10 protein-coding genes and 1 tRNA gene are annotated in these 13,671 nt (G+C 50.6%); 4 read left to right on the top strand and 7 right to left on the bottom strand.

What is annotated here, in order from left to right:
- Positions 1-122: 122 nt before the first annotated feature.
- From argF to ACFQ2T_RS02635, 3 genes are all read right to left on the bottom strand, one after another.
- On the bottom strand, positions 123-1,040 hold the full coding sequence (gene argF, locus ACFQ2T_RS02625) for an ornithine carbamoyltransferase (RefSeq protein ID WP_379030094.1): 918 nt from the start codon (positions 1,038-1,040) through the stop codon (positions 123-125).
- A gap of 20 nt (positions 1,041-1,060) precedes the next feature.
- Positions 1,061-2,251 (bottom strand): aspartate aminotransferase family protein, encoded by a 1,191-nt coding sequence (locus ACFQ2T_RS02630; protein WP_379030097.1) that lies wholly within the window; start codon positions 2,249-2,251, stop codon positions 1,061-1,063.
- A 63-nt stretch (positions 2,252-2,314) separates the two neighbouring features.
- On the bottom strand, positions 2,315-2,806 hold the full coding sequence (locus ACFQ2T_RS02635) for a urate hydroxylase PuuD (RefSeq protein WP_379030099.1): 492 nt from the start codon (positions 2,804-2,806) through the stop codon (positions 2,315-2,317).
- A 341-nt stretch (positions 2,807-3,147) separates the two neighbouring features.
- Between ACFQ2T_RS02635 and mqo the strand changes: the two genes are divergently transcribed.
- Both mqo and ACFQ2T_RS02645 read left to right on the top strand, forming a co-directional pair.
- A complete protein-coding gene (gene mqo, locus ACFQ2T_RS02640; protein WP_379030102.1) occupies positions 3,148-4,698 on the top strand; it encodes a malate dehydrogenase (quinone) in 1,551 nt (516 codons plus the stop codon).
- A 132-nt stretch (positions 4,699-4,830) separates the two neighbouring features.
- Positions 4,831-6,612: an adenylyl cyclase gene (locus tag ACFQ2T_RS02645; RefSeq protein ID WP_379030105.1), complete on the top strand. Its 1,782-nt coding sequence runs from the start codon at positions 4,831-4,833 to the stop codon at positions 6,610-6,612.
- An 81-nt stretch (positions 6,613-6,693) separates the two neighbouring features.
- Here ACFQ2T_RS02645 and ACFQ2T_RS02650 read toward each other — a convergent pair whose 3' ends face one another.
- The 4 genes from ACFQ2T_RS02650 to rnr all read right to left on the bottom strand — a co-directional run bounded on the left by ACFQ2T_RS02650 (position 6,694) and on the right by rnr (position 13,019).
- The gene (locus ACFQ2T_RS02650) at positions 6,694-7,692 is read right to left on the bottom strand and encodes an alpha/beta fold hydrolase (protein WP_379030108.1); all 999 of its coding nucleotides are present in this window, start codon (positions 7,690-7,692) and stop codon (positions 6,694-6,696) included.
- 177 nt (positions 7,693-7,869) lie between these two features.
- On the bottom strand, positions 7,870-9,645 hold the full coding sequence (locus ACFQ2T_RS02655) for an ABC transporter ATP-binding protein (RefSeq protein WP_379030111.1): 1,776 nt from the start codon (positions 9,643-9,645) through the stop codon (positions 7,870-7,872).
- 11 nt (positions 9,646-9,656) lie between these two features.
- Positions 9,657-10,418, bottom strand: coding sequence for a 23S rRNA (guanosine(2251)-2'-O)-methyltransferase RlmB (gene rlmB, locus ACFQ2T_RS02660; RefSeq protein WP_379030114.1), 762 nt, complete (start codon positions 10,416-10,418; stop codon positions 9,657-9,659).
- A 135-nt stretch (positions 10,419-10,553) separates the two neighbouring features.
- On the bottom strand, positions 10,554-13,019 hold the full coding sequence (rnr, locus tag ACFQ2T_RS02665; RefSeq protein ID WP_379030117.1) for a ribonuclease R: 2,466 nt from the start codon (positions 13,017-13,019) through the stop codon (positions 10,554-10,556).
- 35 nt (positions 13,020-13,054) lie between these two features.
- Here rnr and ACFQ2T_RS02670 point away from each other — a divergent pair.
- Positions 13,055-13,139: transfer RNA gene (locus ACFQ2T_RS02670), tRNA-Leu, on the top strand.
- Positions 13,140-13,382: 243 nt separating this feature from the next.
- Positions 13,383-13,556 (top strand): hypothetical protein, encoded by a 174-nt coding sequence (locus tag ACFQ2T_RS02675; protein ID WP_379030120.1) that lies wholly within the window; start codon positions 13,383-13,385, stop codon positions 13,554-13,556.
- Positions 13,557-13,671: the final 115 nt, after the last annotated feature.

Genomic DNA, 13,671 nt, shown 5'->3' on the forward strand with positions numbered 1-13,671 from the left:
TTTGCCCAATAACAAATATTCCATCAGTGCCTTTTGTGTATGCAAGCGGTTTTGGCTACGGCCGTTTCACTTAACCTGAAGGTTAGCCTGCGCCGAACCAGTTTGCACATATAAGCTGACGCTTATATTACCTTCCCAAGCAGAAGGTACTCCATGAGTGCCTTCTGCGTGTGCAATCTGTTTTCCGCCTCATCCCACACCACGCTTTGTGAACCATCAATCACCTCTGCAGAAACCTCTTCACCGCGGTGGGCTGGCAGGCAATGCATAAACAACGCATCGGCTTTCGCTACCCGCATCATGTCGGCATCGACTTGCCAGTCGGCAAAGTCTTTACGGCGCTCTTCATTTTCTGCCTCAAAACCCATACTGGTCCAGACATCAGTCGTTACCAGATCAGCGTCACGCGCAGCTTCCATCGGGTCAGCAAACGACTCAAAATGATCAGTTCCGTAAAGATTGGCGCGCTCAAACTCAACTTCGTAGCCTGGCGGCGTAGACACATGCACGTTGAAATCCAGTACTTCAGCCGCTTGCAACCAGGTGTTGCAGACATTGTTACTGTCACCTATCCAGGTCACGGTCTTGCCCTGGATAGAACCACGATGCTCGATAAAGGTAAAAATATCCGCCAGTATCTGGCAAGGGTGATATTCGTTGGTCAGGCCATTGATCACCGGCACACGTGAATTCTGGGCAAAGCGCTCGATAATACTTTGCTCAAAGGTGCGGATCATGACAATGTCGCTCATGCGTGAAATCACCTGTGCCGCATCTTCCACCGGTTCGCCACGACCCAGTTGCGAGTCGCGCGTGTTCAGGTAAATCGCCGAGCCACCCAGTTGCTGCATGCCGGCTTCAAATGACAGGCGGGTACGTGTACTGGCTTTTTCAAAAATCATGACCAGGGTGCGATCAGTCAAAGGCCAGTATTGCTGGTAATTTTTAAACTGCGATTTAATCCATTTGGCACGGGCAAAGATATGTTCTATCTCATCCCGCTCCAGATCGTTAAACTGCAAAAAATGTTTGATACTCATGATAATCCGGCGCTGTTAACTCACGCGCTTGCCTTTAAAAAATTTATAATCAGTGGAACCAGCCTGTTCACCAGCTCTTCAGCTTCTTGCTTGTTCATCACCAGCGATGGCAACAAACGAATGACTTTTTCTGAAGTCACATTAATCAGCAACTTGGCCGCTAACCCCTGTTTCACCAGATCAGCACAAGGCCTGTCCAGTTCTATGCCTATCATCATGCCCGCATTTCGTATCTGCACGATACCAGCCTGGCCTTTTAAAGTATCCGTCAGCAACTGATTGATATAGTCACCGACTATCTCCGCATTTTCACGCAGGTTTTCCTCGGCAATAATATTCAGTGTTGCCAAGCCTGCAGCAGTCGCCAGCGGATTACCGCCGAATGTAGAACCATGTTTACCGGGGGTAAAGGTTTCAGCAGCGACACCACGTGCCACACAGGCACCGATGGGCACGCCTGAGCCAAGGCCTTTGGCCAGCGTCATAACATCCGGCAAAATGCCGGTATGCTGGAAAGCAAACCAGGTACCGGTTCTGGCGATGCCGGACTGTACTTCATCCAGCATCAATAACCAGCCATTGGCATCACATATCTCGCGCAAGCCCTGGAAATAGGTTTTCAGGCTGGCGGGAATGTGCACGCCGCCTTCACCCTGGATAGGTTCAACCAGGATAGCAACGACATTGTTCTTATGGGAAGCAATGGTTTTAATGGCTTCCAGGTCATCAAATGGCACGCGCAAAAAGCCACTGACCAGCGGCTCAAAGCCAGCCTGCACCTTGCGGTTGCCGGTCGCAGACAAAGTTGCCATGGTCCGGCCATGGAAACTCTGGTCCATCACGATAATTTCCGGATGGTCTATACCCTTGTTGTGCCCATGCAACCGGGCCAGCTTGATGGCGGCTTCGTTCGCTTCACAGCCGGAATTACAGAAGAATATCCTGTCCATGCCGGATATTTCGGCCAGCTTGTCTGCCAGTGCTGATTGTTCAGCAATCTGGTAAATATTGGAAACATGAATCAGCCTGGTGATTTGCGCATTGAGTGCAGAGACAAATTTCGGGTGGGCATGACCAAGGCCATTCACTGCCACGCCAGAGAGCGCGTCCAGATAGCGATCACCGGCAGTGTCTGTCAACCAGACGCCCTCGCCTTTGACAAAAGTCACCGGCTGCCTACCATAGGTGTTCATTAAATGTTCGGAATGCATTTCAAAACCCTTATATCAAAAAACAAAACGGCGGCTCAAGCCGCCGTAACCGTCTTAAACCGTTTAAAACCCTAATACTGCCCTATGACTCAAGCCATTGGCCATGAAAAACAGCATGGGCAGCGAGAGCATCATGTTGGTACGCGATGCCAGCATGGCTACGCGTCGCGCTTTATTTTTGGCAGCGTCATCTGCCACCACCACGCCCAAAATCTTTTTCTGGTTGGGCCAGATCAATACCCAGACATTAATCAGCATGATGGTGCCCAGCCAGGCCCCTACGCCGATCACTTCAAAACCGTTGCGCAGCATGAATGCATCATTGAAATGTGCGCCTAGCAAAGCGGCACCTGCCAACCAGGTGACTACAGCAGACCAGCGGAACCACAGCAATGCCCTTGGCGCCACGTGCTTGCTGATGCCGGCAGCTGTACCATCGGCAGCAGCGGCCTTCAATGCCGACATTTGCACCAGGTTAAAATAATAAAGCAGGCCTACCCAGGTAATGCCTGCCAGAAGATGTATCCAACGCGCCAGTGCCGGGAGCAGTTCCATGACTTAGCCTCCGACCGCAATGAAATTCTTCAGGAAAAATACCAGTGCCAGGGTTAACAGTACCCCTGAAATGATGGTGCCTGCGATAGATTCTAATGGATTTTTCATGCGTTCCCCCGTTCATGTAGCCAAATAATGCAAGCGTTTCCGATCAGCCATTCGTTGCAAGCTTGCGTGATTCCACTCGCCCTTTAACGGGTTTTTTTGTTGTGAAATCACAATATTGGCGAATTCTGGAGATTACCGCAAAAGTCTTTATTTGACAAGTTTACGGGGCTGGCAAGGCTGCTGTCACCTCGTACCTACGTTCAAAGATGATGGCCGGTCTTTTTCGTTTTATAATGCGCGGCGGCATTATGATTGTGCGTTTGACATTCAAGCGCCTCACTACGAGGAATTCACACACCATGACAACAAACCATATCGATGTACTACTGGTTGGCGGCGGCATTATGAGCGCCACACTGGCCATTCTGTTGCATCGGCTGGATCCTGATTTACATATCTGCATGGTAGAGAAACTGGATGATGTCGCCCTCGAAAGCTCGGATGCCTTGAACAATGCAGGCACCGGCCATGCCGGTTACTGTGAACTGAACTACACTCCAAAAAACAAAAATGGCGGCATCGAGATTCGCCGAGCCCTGGAAATAAATGCAGCCTTTGAAGTCTCGCTGCAATGCTGGTCAACACTGGTGAAAGAAGGCGTATTGAATGCTGCTGATTTTATCCAGCGCGTGCCACACTTGAGTGCAGTATGGGGCGAGCAAAACAGTGCTTTTTTACGCCAACGTCATGCGCTGCTGAAAGCCCATCCGCTATTTGCTGAAATGCAATGGAGCAACAAACCAGCTACCCTCACCGACTGGATGCCATTGATGATGGCTGGCCGTCAGCAGACTGATCATATGTCCGCCACCCATGTGGCGCATGGCTCTGACGTGAACTTTGGTGCGCTGACCAGGCAACTGGTGGCCTATTTAAAAACACGTGCTAATTTCACCCTGCTAACACAATCACGCGTCAGTAAACTGAAACAGCAGCCTAAACACAATGCCTGGCAAGTGCATATCCAGAACCTGGTGTCAGGACAATCCCAGTCATATCACGCCAATTTTGTATTCCTGGGAGCGGGCGGCGGTGCCTTGCCCTTATTGCAGCAATCCGGCATCGCTGAAGCGCAGGGTTACGGTGGCTTCCCGGTTAGCGGGCAATGGCTGATTTGCAATAATCCCGCACTGATCAACAAACATCACGCAAAAGTCTACAGCCAGGCAGCGGTTGGTGCGCCACCCATGTCTGTGCCGCATCTGGACACACGCATGATCCAGGGTAAACCCGCCCTGCTGTTTGGCCCCTATGCAGGTTTCACTACCCGTTTCCTCAAGCAAGGCTCGCGTTTCGACCTGGCAAAATCTGTCAAATTCAGGAACATCAAAAGCCTGCTCGGTGTATGCAGGCACAATGTGGACCTGACGAAATACCTGGTCAAGGAAGTGTTCCAGGGCCATGAAAAGCGGATGGATGCTTTACGCGTATTTATGCCTGAAGCCAATAGCCGTGACTGGACGCTGGCGCATGCCGGGCAACGCGTGCAGATTATCAAACATTGCCATCAGCACTGGGGCAAGCTGGAGTTCGGCACTGAGATTGTGGCGTCTGCGGATGGCAGCCTGGCGGCACTGCTAGGTGCGTCGCCTGGCGCATCGGTCAGCGTGAAAGCCATGCTCGATGTCCTGGAACGCTGCTTTGGCAGCCGCATGCAGAGCCAGGCATGGCAGGACACTTTAAAATCGCTGATTCCCTCTTATGGCGAGTCACTGATAGACGATGCGGCCCTGCTGGCACGGGTCAGGCGCGACACATTAACCACATTAAATCTGTCATCATAAACAACTGATTTAATGTGTAAAAATGGCATGGCTTTATTTGGAAAAAACGTTAATCTAATTAAAAAAAATGAATTTCATGGGCAAAAGCATGGTCCAGCCTACAAATATTTAAAAAATTGAAAGCCATCTTGTATGTCTCAAAGTTCAATGCATCAACGTCAATTGCCCGTTTTTAATATTCCATCACTAGGCTTGAATACAGCTTCTGCCCTGCTCGCTTCGCTGTTACTAGCGGGCTGTCAGGCAACAGAAGCGCAGAACACGACTGTCGAAACGCCGGACTTCGGCGAGCATGTCCTGATCATGGATCCCTCCATGCCTTCCGGTGAGGTGCAAAACAAGCTGGATGCCATATTCAAATTGCAGGAAAGTAATCAATTTGGTCCCGAGCGTTATGCCGTGCTGTTTAAACCTGGCGTTTACCACAACAAGGTCAGGCTCGGTTTTTATACCCAGCTATTAGGTTTAGGGCAATTTCCGGACGACGTCATGTTGCAAGGCGGCATCCAGGTCGAAGCCTCCTGGCATGGCGGTGATGCCACACAAAACTTCTGGCGCAGTGTCGAAAACCTGTCTGTCACGCCCGACAATGGCACCATGCAATGGGCAGTGTCACAGGCTTCGCCTTTGCGCCGTATCCATGTACGCGGCAACATGTTGCTGGATGACAATGGCGGCTGGTCCAGTGGCGGTTACATTGCCGACAGCCTGGTAGACCACGAAATTAATTCCGGCACCCAGCAACAATGGCTAACCCGTAACTCTACTTTGGGCAGCTGGACGAACCAGAACTGGAACATGGTGTTCGTCGGCGTTAAAAATGCGCCTGAAGGCCAACACTGGCCTAACCCGCCTTATACCGTGGTCGAGCAAACACCTGTCGTCAGCGAAAAACCTTTTTTGACCATCGATAGCGCAGGTCATTACAGTGTGTTTGTGCCTGCTTTGCGAAAAAATAGCCAGGGCGTGAGCTGGCAAGATAATCATGTGCCCGGAGAAAGCCTGCCTTTGAACAAGTTTTATATTGCCAAAGCTGAAAAGGATACCGCCAGCACAATCAATGCTGCTCTCAACTCAGGCAAACATTTACTGCTAACCCCTGGCATTTACAAGCTGGATGCCCCGCTACAAATCAACAATCCCAATACCGTAGTGCTGGGCCTGGGGATTGCGACCCTGCTGCCAACGGCAGGCAATGTCGCAATGACAGTGGCGGATGTCGATGGCGTGAAAGTGAGCGGTGTACTGTTTGATGCCGGAGAAAAAAATTCTGAGGTATTGCTGCAGGTGGGCGACAAAAAAACCACCGTGAGTCACGCGCAGAACCCGATCACCCTGCACGACGTATTTTTCAGGGTGGGCGGTGCCACCGTCGGCAATGCGACGCACAGCGTCATCATCAACAGCAATCATGTGATAGGCGACAACCTGTGGGTCTGGCGCGGTGATCATGGCAACGGCATCGGCTGGGCGACCAATAAAACCAAGCATGGCATTATCGTCAACGGTGATAACGTCACCATGTATGGTTTGTTCGTTGAGCATTTCCACAATTACCAGACCTTATGGAATGGTGAATATGGCCAGGTCTACTTTTACCAGAGTGAAGCGCCTTATGATGTGCCTAACCAGGAAAGCTGGATGAACGGTAGCGTCAACGGTTATGCGTCATATAAAGTGGCTGACCATGTGAAGCATCACAAAGCCATAGGCATGGGCGTTTACTGCTTTTTCGATGTGAATACCAGCGTCAAACTCAATAGCGCGATTGAAGCGCCAACTGGCCCCGATATACATTTTGATCATGTGACCAGTGTGTCACTGGGCGGAACGGGGGAAATCACCCATGTGCTGAATGACCAGGGTGAAAAAGCTTATGATAAAAACTATGTGTCCAGAATAGTCAATCAATAATCGCAGACTATTCACTTCCCCCTGCATCTCGAACCTGACCAGTAAGCCGGAAATAATCACTATTTCCGGCTCACTGCATTTTTAGCGTATGACTTTACGATCAAGGAAATTGTGCATTAACCTGCCGATTTCCTCGCCATCCTCTTCCAGAGCAAAGTGACCGCTATCGAGCAGGTGCAATTCTGCATTAGGTAGATCACGCAGGTAAGGCGTTGCCCCCGCAGCCGGAAAGATTTTGTCGTTCTTGCCCCAGACAATCAGCATGGGTGGTTGATGTTTACGAAAATACGCTTGCCATGCCGGGTAAAGCGGAGGATTGGTCCCGTAACTGTAGAACATCTCCACTTGAATATCCTTGTTTCCAGGGCGGTCCAGGTAGGCCTGGTCTATCACCCATGTATCAGGACTCACATGCTTAGCCGCGTCACGAAAGCCCTCCGTGTATTGCCATTTGGTAGCGTCGATTTCCAGCACCGGGCGCAGCTTGGCCGCATTCGCTTCTGTTTTATCTTTCCAGTAGGCTTTGATCGGTTCCCAGAATGGATTATCTATGCCCTCGTTATAAGCATTGCCGTTTTGCACAACGATTGCAGTGATTTTTTCCGGGTGTGCAGCAGCCAGGCGGTAACCGATAGGTGCGCCATAATCCTGCACATAGAGGGCATATTTGCTCAAACCGATCTTGGTGGTCAATTTGTCTACCACTGCTGCCAGGTTGTCAAAGCTATAACCAAACTTATCCATCGCTGGCTGATCGCTTTGACCGTAGCCGGGATAATCAGGCGCGATGACGTGATAACGGTCAGCTAATTGCGGTATAAGATTGCGGAACATATGTGACGAGGTAGGAAAGCCATGCAGAAGCAGCACTGCAGGCGCATTTCTAGGGCCTGCTTCGCGATAGAATACTTTCACGCCATCAATCACTACCGTGTGATATGAAACAGCGGTTTCATTCTTGATAGCTTGAGTTGATGTTTCTGCCGCCGTTGCCTGATACACCGGCAAAACTGATGAAGTCACTAGCGAAGCCAGTAATACAGACATTTTCACAGCAACTTTAAATTTGGTGTAGTTCATCATTTATCCTTTGTCATTGAGGTCGATAACCGAAGAAATTCGGGATGACTCAATGTAACCGGATAAGAATTTAAGAAAAACTATCGGGAAATCAATATACTGTTTCGCCTGACGAAATAATATACACTGGAATATGGCGTAATCTTGTTTGAATCGAGACAATCCTGTCCAAATGAATCAGGCGGTTTGCTGCCCATACAACCGCTGGTACACGCTACCGGCCTGATTGACCAGCGTTGCGTGCTGGCCTTCCTCGATAATGCGGCCGCCGTCAAATACCAGCACGCGATCTGCTTCTTTCACTGCAGACAAGCGATGGGCAATGATAATGGTGGTGCGGCCACGCAAAAATGTATGCATGGCAGCATGCAACAAGGCTTCGGTATGCGTATCCAGCATGGAAGTCGCTTCATCCAGGATCACCACTTGCGGTTGTTTGAGCATCATGCGCGCAATCGCCAGCCGCTGACGTTGACCACCAGACAAACGTACGCCGCTGCGACCTAACTGCGAATCCAGCCCGTCGGGTAAATCACGGATAAACTGCGCCAGCTGGGCGACTTCCAGCACTTTCCACAATGCGTCATCAGCATAAGGTTGCTGCATGGCCAGGTTCTGCCGCACGCTATCGTTAAACAGCATGGGGTGTTGCAGCACCACACCTACATGCTCGCGGATCTGGGCATAACCCAATTGTTCTATGGCTTGGTCATTAAACAGGATTTGACCTTGATTGGGCGCATACAAACCGAGTAACAACTGAACCAGGGTAGATTTACCCGCCCCGGAAACACCCACCAGCGCCACTTGCTCGCCGGGCGCAATATTCAGGCTGACCTGGTCAAGGATAGGGTCGCCTTCACCATAAGCGAAAGTGACGTGTTTTAACGAGATTGCAGCTGGCTGCTGGTCATTAAAACCTTTGACCCGCGCCGGATAATGCGGCTCTTCTTCCGCTTCCAGCACCTGGTTGATCCGCGTCAGTGCTGCCTTTGCCGCGTAATAGGAAAACTGTACGGTGAGCAATTCCTGCACCGGCCCCATCATGAACCACAAATAGCCAAACACGGCGATCATCTGGCCTACGGAAAGATCGGAGAACACTACCATCAGCATGGCGACCGCACGGAAAATCTCGAAGCCGAACAGGAAGACACCAAATGACAAACGGGATAAAGCATCTGATTTCCAGCCGGAAGCGGTAGCAGCTTCCCTGACGGTCTCAGCGGCCTGTTTGGCTTTTTCAAGGAAGCGCTTGTCACTATTGCTGGCGCGAAGCTGCTGCATGACTTCCAGCGTTTCACTCACTGATTGTGATAACACTTCAAACGCGTTGTTTTCGCGCTGTTTCCACAGTTTGACCTTTTTACCCAGCACCATGGTCAGCGCGATTACAAACGGATTCAGCAACAGGATGATAAGTGCCAGTTGCCAGTGCATCCATAGCAGTACTACGGCCACGCCAATCACGCTTAAAACTGCAACCAGCACCTTGGCTATTGTTTCGCCAAGAAATTTATCCAGTGTTTCAATATCGGTCAGCAGGCGAGCAGTGATTTGCCCTGCTCCCAGGCTTTCATATACCTGCATGCGTATACGCGAAAGTTTGTCGAGCAGGGTTTGCCGCACACCCAATGTCACCTGCTTGGATAAACTGACGAAAATACGGGTGGTAGCGACGCCGAGCAATACACTACCCAGACGCAAACAAATAGTGAACAGCGTCACACAGGCAATAATGCCGATGGGCCCCACCCATGCTGGCGGGAGCAATGCAGCAAGTGTCTGGGTGAGTTTTCCGGGCTGATTTAACAGGACTTCATCGACCAGCAATGGCATCATCAACGGGATGGGCACCGCGACTGCGGCACCGCAAAATGCCAGCCACTGGCCTAACCACAAGCGCTTGGACTGCTGGCGTAACTGCTGCCAAAGGCCAGTTAAAGTAATCATGAATCTGAAGCTTATTCCTTGGGATTGGCCAGGACGCGTTGACGACGGATTTCATACAAAGCAATGCCGCTGGCGACACTGACATTCATACTCTGCACCGAGCCAAACATAGGGATAGTAATCAGCGAGTCACAGGTTTCCTGCGTCAGGCGACGTAAGCCATCCCCCTCGGCACCCATGACCAGCGCAATCGCGCCTTCAAATTTGGTGTTGTGCAAATCACTGGGGGCATCCATCGTGGTGCCCACCACATGTACGCCCGCATCCTTGAGTTCACGCATGGTACGCGCAAGATTGGTCACGGAAATAAACGGGACGGTTTCAGCTGCGCCACTGGCAACTTTACGTACTGTGCCATTCAGGCCCACTGACCGGTCTTTTGGCGCAATGATGGCATGTACACCCATCGCATCTGCAACCCGCAGGCAAGCGCCAAGATTATGCGGGTCTTGAACGCCATCAAGGATCAGGAAGAACGGTGGTTCATCCAGGTCTGACTCAAGTACATCGTGGATATCCTTATAAGGCATGGGCGTTTCGACCACCCTGGCAATCACACCCTGGTGGCGGCCATTGGCGCCGATAAATCCATCCAGACGATTACGTTCAGATTGGATAACGCGGATATTTTGCAGTTTCGCCATATCCAGGAGATCACGCATGCGCGCGTCTACCCGGTCCTGGTCAATGATAATTTCCTGAATGCTTCCGCCATGCTGACGCATGCGACTTAACACCGCATGAAAACCAAAAATAATGCGGCTTTCCGACATAGTTACTCCTAATTAATTTAATTCTGATTTCAAACGCAAAGCACCGCGCAGAGGTGTTTCAAGCGCGGGCTGGTTTGAATATTTCACAAGGTTGCAGGCATAAGCAACAACCTTGCGAAATATGCACAGGCGATATTATCGGGCTTTCGCCTTGGGTTTGCCTTTATTTTTTTGCACCGAGCGGCGATTTTTTTCTTTTGCGGTGCGCGGTTTGCCAGCTCCCTCTTTGCCAGAGGCTGCAGATGCTGTCGCTGACCTGGTTTGGGATGCCCCTTTACTGCTTCCCGCTTTACCGCTTTTACTACCAGCACTGTACGGGCTTGCTGGTCGTGCTCTCGCCTCTGATACCTGCGATCTTCTCAGATTGGATGTTCCGGCTTCTGAAACAGTATCAGTCTCTGTGTCCTCAACGGATGCGTCAGTTTTGCCTGCCAGGGTAAAATCGATGCGGGCGGTTTCCAGGTCCACACGCACGACTTTCACTGTCAGCCGGTCGCCAAGCCGGTAACGTACACCCGTGCGCTCGCCTACCATTTCATGCCTGGCTTTATCGTGGATAAAGTAATCATTACCTAAATCGGTGACGTGCAACAAGCCTTCCACATACACTTCATCCAGCGCCACAAACAGCCCAAAACTGGTGACACCAGCCACCGTACCGGCAAACACTTCGCCAACCTTGTCCTGCATGTAAAAGCATTTCAGCCAGTTGGTGACATCACGCGTGGCATCATCGGCCCTGCGTTCAGTCATGGAACAATGGGTGCCAAGTTGATGCCAGTCTTTGGCCTGGTAACGTTTACCTTCTACAACCGCTTTGATGGCACGGTGTACCAGCAAATCCGGGTAACGGCGGATAGGTGAGGTAAAGTGCGTATACGCATCATAAGCCAGGCCAAAATGGCCGACATTGTCCGGGCTGTAAACGGCTTGCTGCATAGAACGCAGCATCACGGTTTGCAACAATTGTGCATCCGGGCGTGACTTGATGCGCTGCATCAGTTTGGCGTAATCCTTGGCCTGCGGCTTCTCACCACCGCCTACACCAAAACCGAACTCGCCCATGAACAGTCGCAGGGCTTCCAGTTTTTCCGGCGTAGGGCCTTCGTGGATACGGTACAGGCAAGTCTGTTCGTTTTTCAGCAGAAAATCTGCGGCACAGACGTTTGCAGCCAGCATGCACTCTTCAATCAGCTTGTGCGCGTCATTACGTACCACCGGCACGATCTTGTCTATCTTGCCGTTGTCGTTGAACACCATCATGGTCTCGGTAGATTCAAACTCGACCGCGCCGCGTTTTTCGCGCTGCGTCAGCATTAACTTGAACACGCCATTCAGGTTATTCAAATGCGGCAGCAGCCATTGGTATTCTGCGGTTAGTGCCGGATCTTCCTCGTGCAGCAACGCAGATACCTTGGTATAGGTCATGCGTGCTTTGGACAGCATCACTGAAGGATAGAACTGGTATTGCTTGACCACGCCCTGCCCATCGATCTGCATGTCACAGACCATGCACAAACGCTCAACTTCAGGGTTCAGCGAGCACAAGCCATTCGATAAGGCCTCCGGCAACATTGGGATCACGCGACGCGGAAAGTACACTGAGTTGCCACGGTCAAACGCCTCTTTATCCAGCGCATCGCCAGGCTGTACATAGAAACTGACATCGGCAATCGCAACTACTAACCGCCAACCTTTGCCTTGCGGCTCGGCAAATACGGCATCGTCAAAGTCACGCGCCGTTTCACCATCGATGGTGATCAGCGCTAAATCTCGCAGATCCTTGCGGCCTTTGTAGTCTTTGGGCTGGACTGTTCTGGGAAAGTCTTCCGCCTGTTTGATGGCTGCCGGATTGAATTGATGCGGCAAATGGTGCTTGCGCAAGGCAATCTCGATCTCCATACCGCTATCGGCGTAATTACCCAGAATCTCCACCACTTTACCCATAGGCCGTGAGTGTGAGGAAGGATATTCGGTTAACTCAATGGTCACCACCTGTCCGACCTGCGCATCCATATCCAGATGGTAAGGGATCAGGATATCCTGGCTGATACGCTTGTCTTCCGCTGCGACAATGGTCACACCCTGCGCGCGAATCACGCGGCCTACCAGCGTTTTGTTGGCACGTTCCAGCACTTCTACCAGCTTGCCTTCCGGGCGGCCTCTTCTATCCATCCCCGCCAGCCGTACCATGGCACGGTCACCATGCATCACCATGGTCATTTCTTTGGGGCCCAGGAAAATATCTTCAGGGTGTTTGGTTTTATCGTCCGGCACCAGGAAACCAAAGCCATCGGTATGGCCAAATACGGTCCCGGCGATTAAATGTATTTTATCCGGCAGGCAAAACGCGCCCTTGCGGTTGCGCATCAGCTGGCCATCACGCTCCATCGCACCCAGGCGACGGTTAAAGTTATCGCGCTCGTCATGGCTGATATCGAGCAACAGGTAGATCTGGTCTGCACTGAGGGGAACGCCCTGATCGGAGAGTAGTTGCAGCACTAGCTCACGGCTTGGTAACGGCGTTTGGTATAACTCGGCTTCTCGTTGCGCCTGCGGGTCATTTGTACGCAGGTTTTGTTTCGTTTTTTTTGTTGACAATATTTATTCTTCCTTTAAAATGCACAGCTTCTTTAGCCCAGGTGGCGGAATTGGTAGACGCGCTAGTTTCAGGTATTAGTGTTTAACGACGTGGAGGTTCGAGTCCTCTCTTGGGCACCATAAAGAATAAAACAATCCTTTGTTAGAAATAACTTAGGATTTTTTTGTTTTAGGCCACCCAAAAAACTATCCGCATAAACTTCATTCCGACTGATTTGGTACATAGGGTCAGTTTATCACTATTTAGTTTTGATTCAGATTTAACTTCCAGCCGACAACTTATTATCCGAAACTTTGATCTATTTTAAGAATCGATCAATGGTATGGGGTATGCATACTTAAATGACCGTTTATGGAGGCCAAATGTTAGCTTTGAAAATATTCCTGGCAGTGTTATTGATCAGTTCAATCATCTGGACTATCGTTGATCCAGATTACAAAGCCATTACAGCAGTGATTATTACAGGCGGTTCTCTACTAGCTATTCGCGTGAATGAGCGAGCACAAAAAGACCAACGCACGTTTGAACCGAAATAACATCACGATTTGTTTAGCTGCCAGGCAAACAATGCTTGGGCTGAGCAGCGTTTATATTAAATACGTTTTTAAACAGCTACAATCCACGCGCATGATTTCAGTTATCTTTAGCTCA

It is taken from the genome of Methylophilus flavus (genome assembly GCF_042678905.1).
In the GTDB taxonomy this organism is placed as follows: domain Bacteria; phylum Pseudomonadota; class Gammaproteobacteria; order Burkholderiales; family Methylophilaceae; genus Methylophilus; species Methylophilus flavus.